This window comes from Paenibacillus agilis, assembly GCF_007786455.1.
GTDB lineage: Bacteria > Bacillota > Bacilli > Paenibacillales > Paenibacillaceae > Paenibacillus_B > Paenibacillus_B agilis.
On the sequence record NZ_VNJK01000001.1, the window covers coordinates 3,569,517 to 3,591,004 of the forward strand.

Sequence of the window (21,488 nt, forward strand, 5' to 3'; positions counted from 1 at the left end):
GATCGTGCATCTTGAAACTGACGCTAAGTTATCTTTACTGAGTGTGCACGATCCGCTCTATTTGTTCACAGTTACGTCTTTACTCTACAACATATTCTATTACTCTATTCAAATAGCTCTCTAATGGCTGCGAAGAATCGATCACCAAACATTTCATATGAGCAGGGCGCTTTGCCCCGTTAACGGTCGCTTCAAACGCATCTTCTGATGCTGCATGCTGAATCTGGCTGATCATTCGCTTGCGATTAGTTAATCTATGTTCGATTTGTTCCCTATTATTTAAATAACATTCCACGTATTTATACGTTGCATTGTACTTCTTGGCTGCATTCGAACCCTTGTCTACCATTTCCGTATATAAACATGGACTATCAAAGATGACATTATGCCCCTGTGATAAATGAAAATCGATCAACGACCAATCTATATGATAGGAAATCTTGCCTGCCACCGTAGGGTCCATATTATGATCTTCCATGGATTCCAATAAAGCAGATTTCACAATATCATGATCGATAATAACAGCACCTGTTGCTTTAGCTACTTCTCTAGCGAGCGTTGACTTGCCTTACAGAATCTATCTATGAAATGAATAAGCTTAAGCTATGAAATAATGACTCTTTGCTGCTGCTCAGCTGACCGTTGAATAGCATTCAATACAAGCTGCACGCGATGCCCGTCAACGAAAGTAGGGATATCGGATGGCGTCTTTCCCTCCACAATGGATTGATAGACACCATTCAGCATTGGATACAAACCACTGTAATACGGCAGTGCTGAAGCAGCCAATCCCGATGGTGGCTCACATACTGACAGAGCAATCTGCTCGAATGCTTCTCCCTCACTCACTTCGACATCCGTATCATTGGTCATTCGAAGCGTGCCTTCGGTTCCGTACACCTCCAAACACCATCCATTTCCACGAACTCCCGAAAATAATAAGTCCATTACAAATGATGCTTCCTGCTCAAAGTGACCGATAACCGAGAAGGCATCGTCTGCATCCCGCTGCTCCGTACTTTCATCACTAGCGCTACTATGCGTTGGGACTTTTGTGCTTAAGTCAGCATACACATCGCTAATTTTCTCATCCATCCACCATTGTAAAGCATCTATCATATGCGACCCAATCGCAAACAACATCCCGCCGCCCGCGCTCTTGCTGCCTTCCCATCCCCGTGAATGATTCGTTAACATCGAATACCCTGAGAAGCTGCCATGATATTTGATATGCTGAATACGTCCTAACTTGCCACTTTTGATTATTTGTTTAATCTCCTGCCTTACAGGCGTGAGCCGCCATTGGAAATTAACAAAACCTCGCACGTTAGAGAGCTGCTGTTGTTCCAGCATCGCTTTCGTCTCTTCCGCATTCATGCCCATTGGCTTCTCACACAACACATGCAATCCTTTGTTAAGTGCTGTCATCGTCATCTCATGATGATTCGGAGGAGCGGATGCAATAACGACGAGATCCAGATCCTCATTATTGAGCATATCATGCCAATTCGTGTATACCTGTTGAATACCTGTACTGTTCTGTACGTCCTGAACTTGCCCTCGGTACATACTTGCGATAGCCTTCACGTCAAAGCCTTCATGTAGTTGGAGAATTGGGGCGTGTACAGATGCCCCAAAGCCAGTACCAATAATCCCAACACGAATTTGCTTCATCTAGTTCAGCTCCCCTAGAAGTTAAGTTAGATTTGAAATATTCAACTGATCGCTTGGACTTGTTCCATACAAAAATTTATAAAGGCGGATAAACGACGAAACTACTCCTTATTTCTTTAGTAACGTTCGAGACGCCCGCTTAACGATCTTGGCCGTTTCTTTAGAGGTAGATGCTTCTGTCCATTGCTCACAGACTTCACGCACCCACTTCGGGCTAGACTTGCTGGCATCATTCAACCAATTGCCTACAGAGTCCTGCACATACTTGGATGAGTCTGACTTTACCTGCTCCAACAAGGGTAGTGCCAGTTCTGGCTGAAGCTTCAGCGTTTGAATATGGTTTGTCCATACCCCGCATGGTCTCGTCGCTTCCACCGCGAATCGACGAATATTAGCATCTTCTTCCATCGTCCAAGCAGATAATATTTCAATAGCAGCGGTCAAATTCCGAGCAATGTCATCGCGGACAGCCATCCAAGCAATCTCCCTCACGCCAAAATGCTGATCCGCCGCAAATCTCTTCATTTTCTCCAACTTCTGCTGCAAAGTTAAATCAATGTCCGAGCTCACCATATAACATCCCCAGCACCGCACACTGTCAGATCCATATTCCATAATAGACTCCATCAGCATCGCACGTTGCTGCACATCCTCCACCTCACGAAGCGCTTCATACAATAGCTTCCCAATTAGAGACGTCACCTTCATGACTTTCTGCTCTTTCAACTGATCGATTTGCTGTAAAATGGGTTGCACAAGATGGCCCAACTCTAACCGAGGCAGTACGTGCTGCACAAGTACTCTATGATCAACGGCAAGCCATTCCATCAAATTAACACTTGTCAGAACGCCTTCATTGAGCCATTGTTTCACATCTTCAGGAATGTCAGCGGCACGAACAGCACCTTTTCGGTTCACAATATGTTCCGGGAGATAGATAGTCCATCCGTGTGATCTCATTTAAACAGCTCCTTTTATAAATATTTTACGAATCCAATAGATGATTCACGATCATAGCCAATCGATTCATAGAATTGATGCGCGGCTTGTCTTGCCGCACTCGAAAACAGCTCTGTACGATAACAATTCCGTTCGATTGCAATTCCTTCGATCCTCTCCATCAAAAGCTTCCCTATGCCAAGACCTCGATAGTTACTGGAGACGATTACATTTTCAACCACCATAAACGAGCGGCAGTTTAGCAACAGATCATGGCATACAATCCCCATAACGGTGCCCATTAACTGACCAGCCTCATTTTTAGCACCAATAATGTAATAATCCTCGTTCTGCTGCAGCCGTAAAAATTGTGTCTTTATTTGTTCCATGTGCAGCTCATTGTCGACCAGTTCTTTATATAACTCTATTAATGCTTCTAAATCATCAGGTAATACAAGATCAATTGTTATCCTTGATGTAGGTTCCATAACTACATGCCTCCTCTACGAAAAGAGCCCTAAATAGCTTTTCTATTTAAAGGGCTGGGGCTAAATAATAATTTTCATATCCATAATTATACACATGACAAACTATGAATGGAAATGACATACCTTTTTGATTGGTCGTACGCAATATTGCACGCAGCATCTCTTGATTCGTACTTTTCATCAAATAGTAAAAACCAGCTGACGATGAAACATAGACAACTGGTTCGTTTAAAGGCTTATTATCTTTTTTAGCAAACGCAAGAGATAGCCACATCTCCCATATCCCTCACAGGTTAATCCATGTCTACAGATGGAACTGCAGCAAAGAACACGTCAGTCACTTCTCTTTGAAACAAAGCCTGTACATATTCTGAAATTTGCATAAGCTCTTCCTCTGTCTTATACTCCAAGCACGGACGGCCTTCACAACTTAGTACGGTGCAGCTGAATTTTTCCTTCACATGCTCAATGACAAAGTCCTGATCCGCAACGATACTGCTCTGCTTCACATGATTCATCTCCTTCACGATGTATGGAGCGATACAATTATGTATAGGTATACCGTGATCAATCATTTACCTATAACTATGTATTACTTCAATTCCTCATCTACTTCCAATGAAAAATATCACACTCTATTGATATACCAAGCTGCCAAGCTGCCTACTCATGATTTAGCTATCTGCACTTCGGAATATTTCAATTATTTATGTCTGAGGAAAGTTTGGGAAATCACTTAACAATACATAACATACATACACACATACATACATTTCATCAATCCATTTTCGAAAAAGAATCAAACTAGTGAATGGCTAGATTGCTCCTGATTTAAGTTAGGACAAAAATGCAGTTAATTTACCCGAAAATGTGCTTATCAGGAGAGATTATCCGCAAAAATGCATTTATTTTATCAGCTTTTCCACTTTCAAGTGCAAATCGAGGAAAATTAATGCATATTTGTCCTGATCTCGCTCAAAATGACGTTTTCTACTTAAAATAGCTGCACTTTTGTCCAAATCTTCATGGTTTATCTACGATAACAGAAGATTTCGGCTATTGGTTAGGAACTTGGCTTACCAACAAAGCCAACTCATCCAGCTCACGTTGAAACAATTGACGCTCATGCACACTCTGTTCCAATGCTCTCATATACTTTCGATCCAACAATTTTTCTCTAACTTGCGAATTCGAATGAAATAAACTCCGGTATCGTTCCTCCTGATACAAAAGTTCAAACCATTCCTGCTCCTTCACCAGCTTCTTAATCCGTCGATCAATACGACGCTCCCTACCCTCCGCGTCCTCTCTGCTACTTACAAACACTTCCAACAAACCAGCCAGCAACTCCAGTAAAGCACCGATAATAATCCCCTCCAGCTATACTGATTAACGAAGGTACGTCCTATCTACGTTTGCGGATAATGATCAAAATACACAGACTCCCGCTAGGAGTAGGGAACTGGGAGCAGGAAACAAGCCAAGCTTGCCTCCACTCACCTATCCCATAAAGCATGCGGGATATTGAAGCTCACCTTGAATCGTGCCTAATTGTCCCTCTTGCAGCTCACGCACCATAAACACATTATCAGGTACAAGGAACTGCTTCAGATCCAATCCATACGAACGTGCTGGTACAAATCCGAACTTCGGATAGTAATCAGGATGGCCAATTAACAGCACTAACGGATAGGCTAGCTCTGCTGCTCGCTTCATTCCTTCGACGATTAGCTTCGAACCTACTCCATACTTCTGATGAGATGGCTTCACGCCAATTGGCGCCAATGCAAGCACCTCCTGTTTGCTACCAGAAGGAGTTACAACATGCGCCTTGCTAAGCAGCACGTGTCCAATAATTTCTTCGCCTTCTACAGCAACTAAGGAAAGCTCTGGTACGAACGTATCCGACTTACGGATTCGCTCCACTAGCGCAGATTCGTTATCTTTGTTGTTGAAAGCCATATCATGTAATGCATATACTTGTGCATAGTCTTGCGGTGTCTCTACTCGAATGATCATAGGTAAACAATAACCTCTTTTTCTATATATTGATGAGAACGATGAAACTGCCATGATACTTTACGGTGAGCAAACAAACGATAGCGTTCACATTCATTCTGTATCCCCGCACTTACACGCACGGATAGAAGCTTCCTTATCCAAAATCACTATCGCCAATTCCCCTTCTTCCTTATCAGCTGCACAAGCGCCATTTTCTCTGCTTCTGGAATCGAGTCCGTCAATCTGGCGGCTGCAACAGGCAGTATCCAACGTTCTATTTCTTCTCATTTCATACGTGAACGAAGAAGATACTGTTTCAAATAAATGTACAGCATAACTTTTCTTAACACTTGTATAGCTGCCCGTGTCCAAGCCGGCATTCCCTCTGGCAATGTGCCCAATCGCAGTAACAACACGGTTCTCGCCGTATCTACCGCTGGGCTGCCGGACATTCCGGTCATCCAATCGATGATCCAGGTTTCTCTGCCAACAAGCACATTATCCGGATGAAAATCTCCATGACAGAGACTGTCCCCTGCGGGCAAAGCATCCAACTCCAACAGCACTTGCTCTTTCTCATCATCAGTAAGATACGGAGCATGCGAAATACTATCGCGCAGCACCACTTTCTGCTGCCGCAGCGCATCAGGGGCCTTTTGCTGATGGATGCTAACATGCAGCTCAGCCAACTGTCTCGTCAGCGTTCCAATACGCCACGGATGTGATGCCAATTGCTTAAGCAGCGTATCTCCCTCGACTTTTTGAAATACGATACCGATCCTGCCTTCTACTTCTATCATTTCCAACGGCTTTGGCGTTAAGACTCCTGTAGCAGAGACAGCTTGACTCACACGATACTCCTCTACAACGGCAGCTCTAGGCATGGATTCATGATACCATTTCAGCACATTTCCATCTGCAAATTCATATACATCTGCCGTTCTCCCTTGTCCTATGATTCTCCCCATAGTCATTAGCCATTCTCCTATTTATCATCATATCGGCATATCTTATACACCTATCACAGCGTATTAACACTTCATTCAACTAAATCTAGCTCCCACTTCTCTTCGATCAGCTCTTGTCCGGATAACTGTTTGGAAGTCGTCTCGACCGGTCTGAATCCATAGCGTGCGTAAAGCTTTCTTGCTTGAAAGAGATCAGAATGAGTCCAAAGGATAATCCGCTTATATTGCTGCTGTTCGCTAAATGTAACAGCTTGTTTCATCAACTGTTTGCCAAGACCTTGCGCTCTCGCATCAGGCTCTACTAAAAACCAACGCAGTCGAGCGGTATCATTGTCCACTCGTGCGATACCTATCATCCCTTTCGGATTACCGTCCACTTCAGCTATCCAAATATATTCTTTCTCCCGATTTGCTTGGCTAACAAAGTCGTGCACCGAATCATTGATATATGCTGCGAATGTATGATCAAACTGATATTCTTCCTTGTAAATACGGCCATGTGCTTCAATCACATAATCTTTATCCTGATCCCGGAATGCACGAATCATAACGTTCACCTCGTATATCAATTTTTGTTCTAAAAGGCTAGTAAACGGTCAAATATTTCTCTCCTAATCATAGCCGATCAACCTTGCAGTGGAAATATATAACACAAACTACAAAGTCAATAAAAAAGAGACTGCTTCTAGCGCGAGTTCATGAGTATTCATGAGAATCCACGCAAAAACAATCTCTGTCTTTGTTCACTTTTTTAACATACCACTCGCTAGGAGCCGAGTCCTCTTCTCCCTTGATCATGATAAGGAATTTCTTGTGCTCGTTCAATAAGACGGCTTACGCCATCCTTGATGTATGGCATGCGCTCATCGGCTTCCTGCAAATCCACCCATGCAATCTGACTAATTTCGTCAGGTCTGCTCAACTGCTCCTGTCCATCAACGATACTCGCCCTAAAAGTGAAAAATACAGCATGCTCCTGAATATCTTCAAACATACACTCATTCACAGCTACTAACCCAAATACTTTTACCATATATCCGGTTTCCTCTTGCGCCTCACGAATCACAGCTTGCTCCAACGTTTCCCCTGCCTCAACCGCTCCGCCAGGTAAAGACCAGCGACCATCATGATCGTGATTTTGTACCATTAATACTTTGGATTTCGTTTCATCCGTAATTAAACTATAAGCTACATCCACTCGTCTCATCGGTTTCTAGTCCTCCGTGTTGCATCAACTGTTGTTTACCAGCCTAAATCTCTAAGCTAGGTTTACGCTCCAATTGCAGCTTGATTCTCTTCTGCCTTCGAAGGTATCGAAGAGATTACAATCGCAGCCAGGACACAGATTATACCAGCTAAATGACTCCAGTGGAATGGCTCTCGCAGAAAAATATACGAGAATACGAGAGAGGATACCGCAATCAAACCTGTAAACACAGCTGACGTACCTGTCGGTACAAGAGAAACACCGTAATACCACAAAATAAAGCCAAGCACGGTCACAACCACCGCATAATACAAAATGTAGGTCCAATCCAAAATAGTCGGCTGTGCAAAATCAAACGTAAATGCTTCATAGATACCGAACGGAAGAAACATCAAAAATCCAAGCAGCGTCACGAACGTAGCAATCGCAAGCGGAGATAGTCTAGCAGAAAGCACTTTGCCGAAAATCGTAAACAAGGCCTCGCCAATGACAGCGAAAAATACGAGCAGATTACCTAGCCAAACAAGTGATTCTGAACCTGCAACTGCGCTTGTATCCACATCCAAATGACTCAGCTTCAACACGGCTATTCCGATCACCGCAAGTGCAACACTAAACCATTTGTATAGAGATAAGCGTTCTCTTAAAAATAAAAAGGAGATGAGCGCGATAATCATCGGCGTCGTACTCATAATAATGCCGCTCTCGCCAGCCGATGTATATTTCAATCCATACAGTAAACAAATGCCGAATCCAAACACACCCGTCAACGATTGAACGAATAGCCAGAAGCGATCTTTCGGAATAATCTTTGGAATGCCCTCTCGTACATATAACAGTAAAAGCAAAATAGCCGCTGCAATCCCACAGCGTATTGCAGAAGCCAAATATACGGGAAAGACAGCCGACACCTGTTTGCCAATGACGAAAGAGCTGCCTACCGTAATCATCGCAATACTCATCGCCCAGTACGCTTTTGCATTTGTAGTCAATTTAGGTCCCCTCCAGACGAAAATAAGGCGCTCCCCCTAGTTGAACTAGGAAGTGGAACGCCATCGCAATGGTGCGATTCAATACATTTATTCATCACAAATGACAACGAATTAGTTCTCAGCTTGATCTAAGCGTTCGATACGATAGGCGCGGCCAAGAATCTGAATGGCCTTGTCGAGCGATTCGGTTATATCATACTCTTCAATCCCTGGAACTTGGCAGCCCAGCAGCCAAATGGTAGCTGTATTCGCAGTTACTTTTTGTGATTCTCCATCACGGTAACAGAAGCGAGACAACACTTTCGCATCATCAGCCAACACCAATACATCCGCTGGCAAAGCTGCTGCTTCACTTTCACCAAGACCTTGAAACGGTTCGCCCCCTTCTGTAAAAGCAAGGCGAAGCTTGCCTTCTACTGCGTGGGCATCGAATACGCCTAATGGGATCAGATGCTGAATAGCCGCAACGTTTACCGCATCTACAATGGGATGAATGGTTGGAATTTTGTCGAGCTCGTCCTTAATGAAGAAGCGCTGGAGTAAATTTTGCACAGATGGTGGGGTTTTCTTCGGATTTAATCCAATTTGAGTATACAGCTGCTGATAGGCAGCAATACGAGGTTGTTCTCCGACGGTTGACTTGGCCATTCCTCTCCACTGCTCGTGAATATGATGCCAATCTTCTGTCAGATTCAGTTCATGTAACACATCATCCTGCTTAGGCGAAAGCTGCAAGAGGCAGCCGTACACGTTCACATCATTCAAATGCTGCTGCACACGATCAGACATCGGTATAACACTATACATCCATAAATCCTCCTGATACCAACTAAGCTATTTGCTGTCGAATTACCTATGGTCGCGAGAGGATAGTACCATTAATATCCATATTAGTCAATGATCCAAATGAAGTTACAGCGCCACAAGCAAACGATCCTGCTCCAATGTCAGTTCATCACCAATTCGCAGTACATTCGGTGCTTTCAAGCCTGCAAATGCGTTGCGTGTGTCCAAAATGGCCGCACCAGAATCTGCGATTGCGTGCACGTTATATACAGCATGCGACGTCAAGAAAACGATGCAGTCATATTTGCTAAGCTCCGCTTCATTTACCGTTCGCTCGATTTCCACCTTGTTGCCGTGCTTATCAGACATGGAGTCGCACACCGGATCATTAACCGTCAACACCGCGCCTTTTTCCTTCAACAGTTCATAGATTTCCAAACTTGGTGATTCGCGCAAATCATTGACGTTAGGCTTATAAGCCATCCCGAGAAGAAGGATGCGAGAGCCGTTAATGCTTTTACGCTGCACATTCAATACTTCAACAACTTTTTGAATAATATACCTTGGCATATTGCGGTTCAAATCCTGCGACAGCTCGATAAAGCGGCTGAAGAAGTTTTCCCCTTTCGCCTTCCAAGACAAATACATCGGATCAAGCGGAATGCAGTGTCCACCTATGCCAGGCCCCGGATAGAACGGCATAAAGCCGAATGGTTTCGTTGAGGCAGCTTGAATGACTTCCCATACGTTAATGCCCAGCGTATCGCACATGAGGGCCACTTCGTTAATAAAGGCTATGTTCACACTGCGGAACGTATTTTCCAGCAGCTTGGACATCTCTGCTGCTTTCGTTGTAGATACAGGCACGACACGTTCGCAAATGGAACTGTACAATATCTCTCCCAGCTTCAAGCATGTAGGCGTAGTACCTCCAACAACTTTAGGTGTGTTGCGGATCGAATACGTTTGATTGCCTGGATCAACGCGTTCAGGCGAATAGCATAAATAGTAGTCACTTCCAGCAAGCAGCCCTTCTTCTGCAAGCACAGCAGCAATTCGTTCATCTGTCGTACCCGGATACGTTGTGCTTTCTAATACGACCAAAGTATCCTTTTTCAAATACACACTCAATTGAGCAACAACCGATTCGATGTACGTAAGATTGGGCTCCTGCTGCTTGCTTAACGGAGTAGGCACGCAAATGCACAAGGCATCAAACTGCTGAATAGCCGAGAAATCCGTTGTTGCCACGAAACGACCGCTGAGCAGAACATTGCAAATGTCTCGATCCTCAACATCAGATATATAGGATCGCCCTTCATTGAGCATTCCTACTTTTTCGGTACTGAGATCGACACCTGTTACTTCATAGCCTTCTTGTGCAAAAGCGACAGCCAACGGCAGACCGACATAGCCCATTCCAATAATTCCAACTCGCGCTTGCTTAGCAAGCAATTTCTCCTCCAGCTTCATAAGCCACCTCCATAGCTCCATATGTTTGTTCTCTGTTTAATTGAATGTGCGTCCTACGAAAGAAATTTGCGATTCTACGGTTAGCGAAAGCTCCGTTGCTGTAATAGGCGCTTCGACCGCAATAATAATGTTGTAGTGGTTTGGATAGTGGCACTCGTCGAAGCCTAACACTTCTCCGATCCGCTCACCATTAATCCATACCTGATCACCACGCTCTACAATACCTCCACAGTGAAGCTCGGCAAATCCGAGAAACCCTACTCTATCAATCCGATCACCACTTCTCGCTTCATGATGATCGGTGGTCACGATTTCATGAATTTCATGCGCTTGCACGCAGCGTGTCTCATGCTCAATCAACTGCATCCCTCGCTGCTCCTGCTTATGGAATAGCAGCTTCACAAAAGATCCGGTGACTGTGCGCTTCACGACTGCCGCTATACTGTTACTAAGCGTATGGGTCATACACGCAGCGCCTCTGCCTCATAAGTTTCATGAACAAGACGAACTGCATCAAAGCCGTCTTCACCATGGCAATTGCCCTCTTCAATTTTCGCAACGAAATCCACTAGAATCGCCTCATACTCATGGAACAAGGACGATTTAAATTGTTGGAAACCTTCTAACATATCGATATAAATTTCGCTGCCATTTTTGAAAACGATCCGTACATCCTTCTGCTCTCCATTCGGATAAGCCCAATCCAGATCAACCGTGACAGGAATGCCCTCTTCCGTCACCAGCTCCACACGCGCCTCCATATCAATATTGCGCTCATCCCTTGTAATATCCACGGATTGGACTTTCATATGTCCAAGGAAGAATGCCAACGTGTCATAGACATTCGGGCCATTATCCGCTACGCATCCACCTCCGCACCGTTCAGGCTGCAAATACCACTGATCATCTCCGGCATGCTCTTCAATTTTCTCCAAGTAGCTGGCAGTTACAAAAGACACCTCATCCAAAGAAGTCAGTTTTTGCAGCGCTTTCTCGAAATGCACATTGTACCGCCTATGAAAAGCAGTAAACATCGTCAACTTCGCCGCACGCGAAAGTTCTACGAGCTGTCTCGCTTCCTCCAACTTAAGCGTCATCGGCTTCTCGCAGCATACGTGCTTGCCTGCCAACAGCGCCTGCTTGCATATTTCAAAATGCTTATCGTTCGGCACATTAATAACAACCGCATGAATATCATCTCGCTTCAGCAGCTCCTTATAATCCAGATAACTGCTGATCCCTTTTTCACGAAACGGCTGAAGTCTGCTCTCGTTCAAATCACATACAGCCGTCAGAACCGGATTCGTCAAACGATTCGTTAGTGCATTTACATAGTATTTTGAAATAACGCCCATTCCGATCATGCCTATGTTAAGCTGCATCTTATATCCTCCTCTATTACCTCAAACGTTAGGTATGATTGCTTCGCGCTCTGGAGCTGCAATGTTAAGCTTATTTGCCAAGTCCAACAGCTGCTCATACACATGTACATCCAGCGGAATTCCTACAGGGGAACTACTTCTTTGCGCTTCCAAGTAGCCTGGATAAACGACTTTCTTCTCTGGGGATGGGGTTGGGCAATCCAGCAGGGTTTGCAGCATGCTGTCCATGTGCGTGCCGAATTCCAGGAGCGGTCGAAACGCATCTATTTGAATAGCAAGGAAAAAATGACCAATATTTTGATCTTCTTTAGCATGAGAGACGCCATCCTTCTCCAACAACTGCGGGCTAGGACCTACCTGTGAACCTGACAAGATACCGCATAAAATATCAACGACGAGTGCAAGACCATAGCCTTTTGCCCCGCCTGTCGCAAGCGAACCACCGAGCATTTGCAAATGCCCCGTGCCATCTTCATAAGCTTGCGGGTCTATAACGGGATTGCCTGCATCGTCGATGAGCCATCCTTCTGGAATCGATTCGCCGCGAAGCTTTGCAGCCCGAATCTTGCCTGTTGCCACAACGGTTGTGCTCATATCTAGCACAAATGGAGGCAGATGCTGGGCCGGCGCGCTAACGGCAATTGGATTCGTCCCTAACATATTGACCGTCCCATTCAAGGGACGCGCAATCGTCTGCGAGCCAAGATTCGTCATCGCGATGCCTATCATACCGGCATCAAGCGCCTGAGCTGTATAATAGCCAGCACTGCCAAAGTGGGAGGAATTGCGTACGACGACACAGCCAATGCCCGTCGCGCGCGCTTTCTCAATCGCTAGCTCCATCGCGCGTGCCCCTGCCACAAGCCCTAAGCCCTGCTTAGCATCCAGCGTAGCTGTTCCTAGCGTCTCTGTTTCAATCGCGAACTCTGCCTGTGGATTAATGCGGCCATCCTGCAGCCGAGCCACATAAATGCGATCCAAATTCGTAATACCATGCGTATCAAAACCTTTCTCATCCGCATAGCACAATACATCTGCCGCCGTATGGCTGTAGCTTTCCGATACCCCACAAGCTTGAAACACTTGGGTGACAAACTGATGCAAGGGCTCCGATTGTACATACACAACTTCTGCTTGCTGCTGCGTAATTTGCGATCCAGTCATGCAATCGTCTCCTTTACAGATTGGTCTTGAGCGATCGTTACATATGATAGGAGCAAGTGACGAATGGAGATCGCATACTCCTCCAACTGTTCTCTAGTTATCCATTCACCATCTGCATGGGCCAAATTTTTCTCTAAGCTTCCAGGTCCATATACGATCGTATAGCTGCCTTCACGCTGCGCCCACATTGCATCGCAGGTAAAGGTTTCATGCAAGTGATCATCCGGACTTCGTTCCAAGCCTAGCTCTGTCAAGAAACGTTCAAGCGAAACATCTCGGTTATTGAGCACGGGCAAGCCCTGCTTAACCCATTCCAAGCGACATATTTGCTTTGCCTCACTTGCTGTTAAAGCCGAGCCAGCAATCGTGCTGAACGTCTCCGAAAATTGTCGTACCGCATCAGCAAACGCCTCTTCGATCCATAATCGGAACTGCTGCCCTGCTTCCGTTGACAAATAAGCAAAGTTCATAAGCAGCTGTCCACTTCCATACACCTTGTTGTGCATCTGTCCGGTATGAACACCTGCCAAACACATTTTTCCGCCTGCTTCTGTAATTGGTACGGATAAAGCTGTGAACAATTGTTGAGCGATATAACCAAGCAGCAAAGTAGCATTATGTCCGCTGTGGGGTGCATCATCCGTTGCGTCTTTCCCCTCCACAACAACCCTTGCTGTCATCGATGTCGTCGACTTATCAAAATAGACGCCATTCGAAGGCTCGGCAAATATATTCAAATGACCGTACCAGCCTTGATCAATAAGTACCTTTGTGCCATACACGCCCATGGCGCCGCCTTCTTCACCCGATACACATTGGATGACGATGCTGTATGAATCAAGCAGGTCTGGTTTACTCTGCAAAGCAGCCTCAATACCAGCCAACAACGCAACACCAGGGCCTTTCATATCTACCGCTCCGCGTCCAACAAACGTTTCCCCATCATACGTAACAGGGAACGAGCCATCGACCGTGTCCATATGAAAGTTGAAGACGAGCGTCTGCGCTGGTGGACGCGGCGGTCCGATGCGAAGGACGAGATTCGGCTGAGATGCCCAAAATACATGCTCCATGAGTGACGCCCGCTCTTTCACGGATAAAGGAACTTCTTCCCCTGTTAATAAAGCAGGATCGGGTGGCTCATGTACAACGATTTGGGCACCTGTTCGTACTGCTGCAAACAAGGCATATCGCTGCTGCGCCTCCGCTATTAAGGATGGTTGCCCCGTTTCCATAGGCGAAACGGTATCATATTTAAGCAGTTCAAGAAGGAGTTCTTCATGATTAGAAGTGAATAATCGAGATGTAAAAGCGGTGTCCACTATACAAATACACCTCCTGATTGCGTTTCCGTTTCTTGGAGTTCATTCAGTAGGCTTTCTAAGCGACGGCCATAAGCAATATACGATTGCTTCAAGCTGCCTCCATCTGTCTGGCTCTGCTGTTTCAAATGTGGAATAAGATGCAAATGCGGTTCAATAGCGAAGATTCCTGAATAATGATGTTCAAATAGTAACCGAATCGATTCCCTCACACGGGATTGTCCCTCTCCTGGCAGAGAGTAGACAGCCTGCTCATTCTCCCAAATGCCATCCTTAATATGAACATGGGACACATATGGGAGCACCTTTTTCAAATACTCATGAGTATCGTAGCGATATGCAATGCCGTTGCCTGTATCAAATAGAAGGCGCAAGTTAGGAAGATCGATCGACTTTACCAAATCCAAGGCATGGTCTGCCGAAGCTCCTGCCCATCCTGCACAGTTCTCATGAAGCAGAATGAGACCCGCATCCGCTGCTATTTCAGTTAGGCGGCGTATACGTTCGATAACGTTCCCCCTCCACACCGACTCAGGCAAGCCATCATTCGGATAAGACATAATGCGGATATATTTCGTACCAAGCGCTGGCACTCTAGCTGCCAGCCGCTTCAACTCCTCGGCATCCCATTCAAAAGGTGCCGTAATCGGCCGTTCCCAATTGGCGATACGTGAGGATACAACGGTGACCCGCATATGAGCCGCCTCAATATCACGCCTAATCGCTTGAAAGTCCGTTTCCTCGATATCTGCGATCGAGCTTCCGTTCACCGTACGAATTTCCAGCTCACGCCAGCCTAATTCTTCATGGGCTTGGATTTGTTCACGAAGCGAAGAACCCGCTTCATCGCTTAATCCCGACAACACAATACGTTTTTCAGCACGTAGTCCTGACAAAGCGATACCCTGCTCATCCCTGTCACCGCCATATCCCTTAAACATGGACGGCTACCTGATGGGAATGGGCGAGAACCGCCTCAATGACGAGATCAACATGTTCATCAGGCATTTCCGCATACAGCGGCAATGCAAGCGACCTCTTCGTCAACGCTTCCGCATGCGGGAAATCACCTTCCTTGTGCCCTAAGTAAGCAAAGGCGGGCTGCAGCGGTAGAGCAAGCGGATAATAAATTTGGGTCTCAATGCCCCGTGCTTGCAAGAACTGCTGCAATTCATCACGGCGCTCGCTTTGCAGCACATACGTATAGTACACGCGGTCATAATGATCGTCAGTTACAACGCGAATGTCTGGTGCTAAGCTTGCGAATGCCTCGTTATAACGAGCAGCTATCTGAGCACGGCGCTCTATCAACTGATCAAACCTCAGGAGCTTATGCTGCAAATATCGCGCTACCACTTCATCCATGCGATGGTTGTAGCCAAGATGATGATGGAGGAAGCGAGTAATGCCGTCCTGCCCGTGGTTGCGCAGCATCCGGCAGCGCTGTCCCAGCTCGTCATCATTGGTCACGATAATTCCTCCATCGCCTATCCCACCAAGCGGCTTAGCTGGAAAGAACGAATACAACCCGCTGTCGCCTAGCAAACCAGCTTTCGTACCGTTCATACTGGCTCCTAACGCTACAGCGCTATCCTCCAGCACATGCAGCTGATGCCGATCCGCGATCTCTCTAATTGCAGACATATTAGCCATCACGGAGAACAGATGCGTTGGAATGACGACACGGCTGTTCGGTGTAATTTTCGCTTCCAAATCAGCAGGGTCCAGCATGCCTGTCACCGGATCCACATCGACAAATACAGGACGAGCTTGCAGCAGCGCAATTGTACTAGCCGTAGAAATAAAGGAGAATGCAGGAGTGAGCACATCTACACCTGGGCCAACTCCTAATGCCCGCAATATAACGCTCAATGCTGTCGTTCCATTAGACACAGCTATCGCATGCTTCGCCCCTGTATAGGCACGAATCGCTTGCTCAAAGTCAGCTACCCCCTCCTTCAAAATAAAGTTGTCGGAGACACCTACCTGGAACACGATATCTTTGATTACATCACGATCTTCCGCATATCTGGCACCGTAGTTGAAAAACGGAACACTCATCCTTACACCCCTCCTTCGTAAAATTTGTTAATAGCCTCACTAACCGCTGCGACGTCTTCCTCCGATAAGTCAGGATATAGCGGCAGCCCAACCGTTCTTGTACAAGCCAGTTCCGCATGCGGCATGCTTCCTTCTTGATAGCCAAGGGATTCGAAGCAAGGCTGTGTATGCAAAGTCAGCGGGTAATACACCTCTGTACCAATTCCGTTATCCGTCAAATACTGTACAAGTTCATTACGGCGATCACACTCGATTAAATACACATAATAGACGGGATTCGTTGTATCTTGCCGCTCTTTAATGGCAGGCGTTTGAACATGTTGATTCGCTGCAAGATGTTTACTATATAGTGCTGCTAAATGAGCACGCTTGGCGATTTCCTGCGATAAATAAGGCAATCGCGATAATAATACAGCTGCCTGAATATCATCCATCCGACTGTTGTACCCAACTTCATGATATACATAGGGAACTCCTTCATCCTGACCATGAATGCGCAATCTGCGTACCCGCTGTGCAAGCAGATCATCATTCGTAACAATGAGGCCAGCATCACCAATTGCGCCCAGTGTTTTAGTCGGAAAAAAGGAAATAACACCAGCGTGACCAATTAAACCAGCATGCACACCATCATGAAACATACCAATCGCCTCGGCGCTATCTTCCAATACCAACAACCCATGCTTGTCAGCAATACGCTGAATTTCCTTCATATCGGCGAGCTGTGTAAATAAATGCACCGGCATAATCGCCTTTGTACGTTCAGTAATTTTGCGTTCAATATCCTCAATTGAGATGCTGTATGTCACTGGATCGATATCGCAAAATACAGGTGTAGCCCCTACATGCCCGACACTTGAGGCAGAGGCAAAGAACGTAAAGCATGGAACGATTACTTCATCACCTGGACCGATTCCTGCCGCCTTCAGCATAATAATAAGCGCATCTGTCGCATTGCCGACCGCAATACAATGTTTCGCTCCTGTATAAGCTTCCATCGCCTGTTCAAACTTTTTCACAGTCGGTCCGTTTGTAAATTGTCCTGATTCAAAAATCTTATCCAACTCTTCTTCGATTAACGCCCATTGACGCTTAAAAGAAGCCGCACCTGAGAAAAATGAAATTGCCATTTCGATCACCCCGTTTTTACTGTTTCATAGTGCAAACCTGCACTTGCATATAATCCCTGTTCTTCTTTAGACAACATAAGTCCACATTTCATCTTAGCCTCACATAACGTAGCAACAACTTGCGCGTTAAAGGCCAAGTCACTTTCAGGCTTCGCACACAGCCCATCAAAGTATCGATAATACTCCACAAACATCGCCGATAGTGGATCATCGTACATCACTTGCTGTTCGATAAGCACTCCGTCTTTGTCGTAGATTTGCAGCCAAGAATAGCTGTCATCTTGGGCGCAAGGATAATAACCCACGACTTGATGGTTCGCAAAATATAAGCGAATCGTTCGCTTACGGACCGGAGATGCGAGATTCGAGTTAAGACGAGAGGTCAGACCACCTGCATGCAGCAGTGAAATATGAGCGGTTCCCAAATTCGGTACGACCGCACCTTCCACATGCATATCTGTAACAGAAGCTTGTACAACGTCCGCTTTCACGCCGCCAAGACTTAGAGCCAATGCAGCCAGATGTGGAATTTCTACATCTAATGCGCTGTCATGACTCATGTTGGACAAGGTGCGAGTCAGCCTGGCTTTGTCCTGCTCCGCAACAATAAGCGTAAGCTGTCCATATCGATTCGAACGAACAATTTCTCGAATCTTGCCTGTTAAAGAACTAGATAGCCAGTTCGCTACAACAAGGACGTCCAATCCATACTGCCGTTCTAATTGCTGTATCATCTCCAGCTCAGCCAAAGTGGAAGCTAGCGGCTTCTCGATCATGAAGTTTGTATATCCATACTCAGCCGCTTGCCGCAGCGTTTCAGCATGCAGTTCTGGAGAAGTACATATGTGAACGACTGTATCTTCTGGCGCGAAGCCCTCCACATCCTTTACATTTCGAAAAAAAGCAAGGGAAGGCTCTTGTATATGGCTCGCATAAGGATCAACAACGCCGACTTTTGTATCAAAAAGGCCTGAGTGCCGTTGATCGGTATGAAGCTTGCGTAAACAATGCAAATGCAAGCCGCGGCCAGCTCTTCCAAATCCAAAAATCAACGATTTTTTCATGGATACAGCTCCTCTTTAATCGCTCACAAGATGTGCTTCCAAGTTGGCAGAATGCACCTCTTGCACGAATTTCCGCATTTTATAGCGGTCTTTCACTCCTTCTGTTTCTACACCGCTGCTTACATCAACTGCGTACGGGCGTACTTGCTCTATAGCCCTCGCGACATTCCCTACATGCAAACCGCCCGCTAAAATAATTGCTCGCTTTTCACTAGCCCCGACAGCAAATTTCCATGGAAATGGCTGACCTGTCCCGCCTGTTGCTCCATCAACATGCGTATCCAGCAAAATGGCTCGCACGTTATTTTCATGTGTGTACGCATCTATCTGACTTAAATCATCCTCGCTGCGAATGGAAATGGTTTTGACGACAGGTCGTATCACCTGCTCGCAATATTGGGGAGATTCTTGTCCGTGCAATTGCACGAGATCCAAGTGGCAGTATGCAGCAATATCGTTTACGATATGGAGCTCTTCATTAACGAAGACACCCGTCGTTGTAACGTAAGGTGGCAGCAATTGAATGATCCGTTTCGCGTTCTCTGGCGTCATTTCTCGCTTGCTGCTCGTAAAGACAAAGCCAATCGAGTCTGCACCTGCATCGACAGCAGCTAGCGCAGCTTCAATCGTAGTCAATCCGCAAATTTTCACTCTAACGATCATGTACACCTCCCGACATCTTAGCTATGACAAATTACCACAATACGAAGATCCTACTGACATCGTAGTTGTATGGAACAACTTCTTTACGAAGCTATCCGAAGCTGCTATCCATCCTACACTCGCTCCGCAGCAACTGACCTTGTCGCATTTTTCAACTGATGAACAAAGGCACGTACATCTTGCTCAACTGTCTCCGGTGAAGCTTGCTTAATGATCTGAATAAGCGCGCTTCCTACAATTGCTCCATCTGCATAACCACTTACTTCCTTCACATGCTGCTCATTGGATATACCGAAGCCAACAGCTAGCGGCAAAGTCGACTGCTTGCGAATTTGTTGAATAAAGCCCGGCAGCTCATCAGGCAGTGACTGCCGTACGCCTGTGACACCTGCAACAGAAATGCAGTATAAAAATCCACTGCCCTGCTTCACAACAGCAGCAGCCCGCTCTTCACTCGTCGTAGGTGCAAGGAAGAAAATCAAATCGAGCCCATGCGGCTCAAACTTCTGTACCCATGGCTGTGCCATCGTAGAAGGCAAGTCTGGAATAATGAAGCCGTCGACGCCTGCTTCCACTGCTTGGACTGCCAAGCGCTCCAAGCCATAAGCAAGAAATGAATTGCAATAACCCATAAATACAATGGGAGTGTCTATGCCTGACGCGCGCAGCTTGCTGACGGTCTCTAGACAAATGTCCAAGTTGGTACCATTGTTCACAGCCTGCAAACAAGCTTCCTGAATGGTAGGACCGTCTGCTAGCGGGTCCGCATAAGGGACGCCTAGCTCGATAATGTCCGCTCCAGATTCCGCAATCGCTCGAATTAACGACTCTGAAATTTCCAAGTTCGGATAGCCGACTGGAATATACATAATCAAAGCGCCTTCTTCCTTTTCACGAAGCTGGGCAAACGTCTTTTCGATACGACTCATACCGTCACCCCTTCCAGTTCCAACTGTTCTAATTGTGCTAATCGCTCCAAGCCTTCCATCGCCTGATTCATGTCCTTGTCTCCACGTCCAGACAAATTAACTAGTACAATCTTGTCTTCTGAAAGAGTTGGGGCCAGCTTCAAAGCATAGGCAACGGCATGAGACGACTCAAGCGCTGGGAGTATTCCTTCTGTACGGCACAAATATTCAAATGCTTTAAGTGCCTCACGATCATTAATCGAGGTGTACTCTACACGGCCGCTATCTTTCAAATAGCTGTGCTGCGGACCTACACCTGGATAATCCAAGCCAGGGGCGATGCTGTGTGTTTCAAGAATTTGACCGTACGCATCTTGCAGCATATACGTAAAGCTGCCTTGAACGATACCGAGCGAGCCTTTTACGAGTGGGGCGGCATGTTTGCTGCTCTCAATCCCTTCGCCTGCAGCCTGTACACCGATCAGCTTCACATCTGGATCGTCGATGAATCCGTTAAATATGCCAATAGCATTGCTGCCTCCCCCTACACAAGCAACGACGTAGTCAGGTGACCTACCTTCGGCTTCCCATATTTGCTCTCTTGCTTCCTCGCCGATAATGGATTGAAAATCAGCCACTATTTTGGGGAAGGGATGAGGACCAACTGCTGAGCCTAGCAAATAGTGCGTATCATGCACATTCGTAATCCAGTCACGAATCGCTTCACCGATCGCATCCTTCAACGTTTGTTGGCCAGCGTGAACGAGTCGCAAATCTGCGCCAAGCAATTTCATGCGTTGTACATTCGGTGCTTGACGTGCTGCATCGACAGCACCCATATACACAACGCACTCGATTCCGAGCAAGCTGCACACGGTCGCAACCGCTACGCCATGTTGGCCCGCTCCCGTCTCAGCAACGATTCGCCGCTTGCCAATTTTTCGAGCTAACAATGCTTGTGCGAGTGCATTATTAATCTTATGGGCACCCGTGTGCGTCAAATCCTCCCGCTTGAGATAGAGCTTGGCCCCACCTAATTTGGATGGAATTCGATGCAGCGGAGTAAGCGGTGTAGGTCTCCCCACAAAATGCTTCAATATAGCCGCCACTTCATTTCTGAAAGCAGCATCTTCCTTAATTCTTTCGTATTCATGCTCTAGTTCTTCTAAGTTTCGAATTAACGTTTCCGCAACGAACGCACCGCCGAATTGTCCAAAAAATCCATTCATTTCTTCTTTTTCCTCCTCTGCTATTTGCTCAACGAAC

23 protein-coding genes and 1 pseudogene are annotated in these 21,488 nt (G+C 46.2%); all 24 read right to left on the bottom strand.

The window, feature by feature from the left end:
* Window positions 1-79: 79 nt before the first annotated feature.
* Window positions 80-568: pseudogene (locus FPZ44_RS15835) on the bottom strand (P-loop nucleotide/nucleoside kinase family protein); the annotation flags it as partial.
* Window positions 569-603: 35 nt separating this feature from the next.
* Window positions 604-1,674 (bottom strand): Gfo/Idh/MocA family protein, encoded by a 1,071-nt coding sequence (locus FPZ44_RS15840; protein ID WP_144991499.1) that lies wholly within the window; start codon window positions 1,672-1,674, stop codon window positions 604-606.
* Between the two features lie 108 nt (window positions 1,675-1,782).
* A complete protein-coding gene (locus FPZ44_RS15845; RefSeq protein WP_144991500.1) occupies window positions 1,783-2,634 on the bottom strand; it encodes a DNA alkylation repair protein in 852 nt (283 codons plus the stop codon).
* 14 nt (window positions 2,635-2,648) lie between these two features.
* Window positions 2,649-3,101: a GNAT family N-acetyltransferase gene (locus FPZ44_RS15850; protein ID WP_144991501.1), complete on the bottom strand. Its 453-nt coding sequence runs from the start codon at window positions 3,099-3,101 to the stop codon at window positions 2,649-2,651.
* Between the two features lie 293 nt (window positions 3,102-3,394).
* Window positions 3,395-3,610 carry a hypothetical protein gene (locus FPZ44_RS15855; protein ID WP_418789155.1) on the bottom strand — a complete coding sequence of 72 codons (216 nt, stop codon included), beginning with the start codon at window positions 3,608-3,610 and terminating at the stop codon, window positions 3,395-3,397.
* 547 nt (window positions 3,611-4,157) lie between these two features.
* Window positions 4,158-4,436, bottom strand: a complete 279-nt coding sequence (locus FPZ44_RS15860; RefSeq protein ID WP_144991503.1) for a hypothetical protein — start codon at window positions 4,434-4,436, stop codon at window positions 4,158-4,160.
* Window positions 4,437-4,601: 165 nt separating this feature from the next.
* A complete protein-coding gene (locus FPZ44_RS15865; RefSeq protein ID WP_144991504.1) occupies window positions 4,602-5,120 on the bottom strand; it encodes a GNAT family N-acetyltransferase in 519 nt (172 codons plus the stop codon).
* 266 nt (window positions 5,121-5,386) lie between these two features.
* Window positions 5,387-6,076, bottom strand: a complete 690-nt coding sequence (locus tag FPZ44_RS15870) for a phosphotransferase family protein (RefSeq protein WP_144991505.1) — start codon at window positions 6,074-6,076, stop codon at window positions 5,387-5,389.
* Between the two features lie 65 nt (window positions 6,077-6,141).
* Window positions 6,142-6,618: a GNAT family N-acetyltransferase gene (locus FPZ44_RS15875; RefSeq protein WP_144991506.1), complete on the bottom strand. Its 477-nt coding sequence runs from the start codon at window positions 6,616-6,618 to the stop codon at window positions 6,142-6,144.
* A 218-nt stretch (window positions 6,619-6,836) separates the two neighbouring features.
* Window positions 6,837-7,277, bottom strand: a complete 441-nt coding sequence (locus FPZ44_RS15880; protein ID WP_144991507.1) for an NUDIX hydrolase — start codon at window positions 7,275-7,277, stop codon at window positions 6,837-6,839.
* Between the two features lie 62 nt (window positions 7,278-7,339).
* Complete coding sequence (locus FPZ44_RS15885) at window positions 7,340-8,269, bottom strand: DMT family transporter (RefSeq protein WP_144991508.1); 930 nt, start codon at window positions 8,267-8,269, stop codon at window positions 7,340-7,342.
* 111 nt (window positions 8,270-8,380) lie between these two features.
* Window positions 8,381-9,076 carry a B3/B4 domain-containing protein gene (locus tag FPZ44_RS15890; protein WP_144991509.1) on the bottom strand — a complete coding sequence of 232 codons (696 nt, stop codon included), beginning with the start codon at window positions 9,074-9,076 and terminating at the stop codon, window positions 8,381-8,383.
* Between the two features lie 105 nt (window positions 9,077-9,181).
* Window positions 9,182-10,528 (bottom strand): nucleotide sugar dehydrogenase, encoded by a 1,347-nt coding sequence (locus FPZ44_RS15895; RefSeq protein WP_144991510.1) that lies wholly within the window; start codon window positions 10,526-10,528, stop codon window positions 9,182-9,184.
* Window positions 10,529-10,564: 36 nt separating this feature from the next.
* Window positions 10,565-10,993, bottom strand: coding sequence for a DUF6917 domain-containing protein (locus tag FPZ44_RS15900; protein ID WP_144991511.1), 429 nt, complete (start codon window positions 10,991-10,993; stop codon window positions 10,565-10,567).
* Entirely contained in the window at window positions 10,990-11,910 is a 921-nt protein-coding gene (locus FPZ44_RS15905) for a Gfo/Idh/MocA family protein (protein ID WP_144991512.1), read from the bottom strand. The genes FPZ44_RS15900 and FPZ44_RS15905 overlap by 4 nt, the downstream gene beginning before the upstream one ends.
* A 21-nt stretch (window positions 11,911-11,931) precedes the next feature.
* A complete protein-coding gene (locus FPZ44_RS15910; RefSeq protein WP_144991513.1) occupies window positions 11,932-13,074 on the bottom strand; it encodes an Ldh family oxidoreductase in 1,143 nt (380 codons plus the stop codon).
* The gene (locus FPZ44_RS15915) at window positions 13,071-14,396 is read right to left on the bottom strand and encodes a M20/M25/M40 family metallo-hydrolase (RefSeq protein ID WP_144991514.1); all 1,326 of its coding nucleotides are present in this window, start codon (window positions 14,394-14,396) and stop codon (window positions 13,071-13,073) included. The genes FPZ44_RS15910 and FPZ44_RS15915 overlap by 4 nt, the downstream gene beginning before the upstream one ends.
* On the bottom strand, window positions 14,396-15,337 hold the full coding sequence (locus FPZ44_RS15920) for a sugar phosphate isomerase/epimerase family protein (RefSeq protein ID WP_144991515.1): 942 nt from the start codon (window positions 15,335-15,337) through the stop codon (window positions 14,396-14,398). The genes FPZ44_RS15915 and FPZ44_RS15920 overlap by 1 nt, the downstream gene beginning before the upstream one ends.
* Window positions 15,330-16,457 carry a DegT/DnrJ/EryC1/StrS family aminotransferase gene (locus FPZ44_RS15925; RefSeq protein ID WP_144991516.1) on the bottom strand — a complete coding sequence of 376 codons (1,128 nt, stop codon included), beginning with the start codon at window positions 16,455-16,457 and terminating at the stop codon, window positions 15,330-15,332. The genes FPZ44_RS15920 and FPZ44_RS15925 overlap by 8 nt, the downstream gene beginning before the upstream one ends.
* Before the next feature lie 2 nt (window positions 16,458-16,459).
* A complete protein-coding gene (locus tag FPZ44_RS15930; protein WP_144991517.1) occupies window positions 16,460-17,587 on the bottom strand; it encodes a DegT/DnrJ/EryC1/StrS family aminotransferase in 1,128 nt (375 codons plus the stop codon).
* Window positions 17,588-17,592: 5 nt separating this feature from the next.
* Entirely contained in the window at window positions 17,593-18,651 is a 1,059-nt protein-coding gene (locus tag FPZ44_RS15935) for a Gfo/Idh/MocA family protein (RefSeq protein WP_144991518.1), read from the bottom strand.
* Between the two features lie 15 nt (window positions 18,652-18,666).
* Window positions 18,667-19,314, bottom strand: coding sequence for a phosphoribosylanthranilate isomerase (locus FPZ44_RS15940; RefSeq protein ID WP_222429805.1), 648 nt, complete (start codon window positions 19,312-19,314; stop codon window positions 18,667-18,669).
* Between the two features lie 113 nt (window positions 19,315-19,427).
* Window positions 19,428-20,243 carry a tryptophan synthase subunit alpha gene (trpA, locus tag FPZ44_RS15945; protein ID WP_144991519.1) on the bottom strand — a complete coding sequence of 272 codons (816 nt, stop codon included), beginning with the start codon at window positions 20,241-20,243 and terminating at the stop codon, window positions 19,428-19,430.
* Window positions 20,240-21,451 (bottom strand): tryptophan synthase subunit beta, encoded by a 1,212-nt coding sequence (gene trpB / locus FPZ44_RS15950; protein WP_144991520.1) that lies wholly within the window; start codon window positions 21,449-21,451, stop codon window positions 20,240-20,242. Before trpB ends, trpA begins: the two co-directional genes overlap by 4 nt.
* Window positions 21,452-21,488: the final 37 nt, after the last annotated feature.

Coding starts and splice junctions, on each gene's coding strand:
- FPZ44_RS15840 (WP_144991499.1), bottom strand. CDS start 1,674: ATGAAGCAAATTCGTGTTGGGATTATTGGTACTGGCTTTGGGGCATCT.
- FPZ44_RS15845 (WP_144991500.1), bottom strand. CDS start 2,634: ATGAGATCACACGGATGGACTATCTATCTCCCGGAACATATTGTGAAC.
- FPZ44_RS15850 (WP_144991501.1), bottom strand. CDS start 3,101: ATGGAACCTACATCAAGGATAACAATTGATCTTGTATTACCTGATGAT.
- FPZ44_RS15865 (WP_144991504.1), bottom strand. CDS start 5,120: ATGATCATTCGAGTAGAGACACCGCAAGACTATGCACAAGTATATGCA.
- FPZ44_RS15870 (WP_144991505.1), bottom strand. CDS start 6,076: ATGACTATGGGGAGAATCATAGGACAAGGGAGAACGGCAGATGTATAT.
- FPZ44_RS15875 (WP_144991506.1), bottom strand. CDS start 6,618: ATGATTCGTGCATTCCGGGATCAGGATAAAGATTATGTGATTGAAGCA.
- FPZ44_RS15880 (WP_144991507.1), bottom strand. CDS start 7,277: ATGAGACGAGTGGATGTAGCTTATAGTTTAATTACGGATGAAACGAAA.
- FPZ44_RS15890 (WP_144991509.1), bottom strand. CDS start 9,076: ATGTATAGTGTTATACCGATGTCTGATCGTGTGCAGCAGCATTTGAAT.
- FPZ44_RS15895 (WP_144991510.1), bottom strand. CDS start 10,528: ATGAAGCTGGAGGAGAAATTGCTTGCTAAGCAAGCGCGAGTTGGAATT.
- FPZ44_RS15900 (WP_144991511.1), bottom strand. CDS start 10,993: ATGACCCATACGCTTAGTAACAGTATAGCGGCAGTCGTGAAGCGCACA.
- FPZ44_RS15905 (WP_144991512.1), bottom strand. CDS start 11,910: ATGCAGCTTAACATAGGCATGATCGGAATGGGCGTTATTTCAAAATAC.
- FPZ44_RS15910 (WP_144991513.1), bottom strand. CDS start 13,074: ATGACTGGATCGCAAATTACGCAGCAGCAAGCAGAAGTTGTGTATGTA.
- FPZ44_RS15920 (WP_144991515.1), bottom strand. CDS start 15,337: ATGTTTAAGGGATATGGCGGTGACAGGGATGAGCAGGGTATCGCTTTG.
- FPZ44_RS15925 (WP_144991516.1), bottom strand. CDS start 16,457: ATGAGTGTTCCGTTTTTCAACTACGGTGCCAGATATGCGGAAGATCGT.
- FPZ44_RS15930 (WP_144991517.1), bottom strand. CDS start 17,587: ATGGCAATTTCATTTTTCTCAGGTGCGGCTTCTTTTAAGCGTCAATGG.
- FPZ44_RS15935 (WP_144991518.1), bottom strand. CDS start 18,651: ATGAAAAAATCGTTGATTTTTGGATTTGGAAGAGCTGGCCGCGGCTTG.
- FPZ44_RS15940 (WP_222429805.1), bottom strand. CDS start 19,314: ATGATCGTTAGAGTGAAAATTTGCGGATTGACTACGATTGAAGCTGCG.
- trpA (WP_144991519.1), bottom strand. CDS start 20,243: ATGAGTCGTATCGAAAAGACGTTTGCCCAGCTTCGTGAAAAGGAAGAA.
- trpB (WP_144991520.1), bottom strand. CDS start 21,451: ATGAATGGATTTTTTGGACAATTCGGCGGTGCGTTCGTTGCGGAAACG.